1 rRNA gene is annotated in these 349 nt (G+C 51.3%); it reads left to right on the plus strand.

The window, feature by feature from the left end:
• A 23S ribosomal RNA gene (locus tag M3G15_RS21445) occupies positions 1–349 on the plus strand; the annotation flags it as partial.

Genomic DNA, 349 nt, shown 5'->3' on the forward strand with positions numbered 1-349 from the left:
CGACGAAGGACGTGGCGAACAACGATACTGCCTCGGGGAGCTGTAAGCAAGCATCGATCCGGGGATGTCCGAATGGGGAAACCCGGCTGGAGTAATATCCAGTCACTCACTGCTGAATCCATAGGCAGTGAAGAGGCATACCAGGGGAACTGAAACATCTAAGTACCCTGAGGAAGAGAAAACAAAAGTGATTCCGTCAGTAGCGGCGAGCGAACGCGGATTAGCCTAAACCAAGGAGCTTGCTCCTTGGGGTTGTGGGACGTCTCACATGGAGTTACAAAGGAACATATTAGACGAACAGGTCTGGAAAGGCCGGCCAAAGAAGGTAAAAGCCCTGTAATCGAAAATG

Source organism: Paenibacillus sp. p3-SID1389, assembly GCF_025151705.1.
Classification (GTDB): Bacteria; Bacillota; Bacilli; order Paenibacillales; family Paenibacillaceae; genus Fontibacillus; species Fontibacillus phoenicis.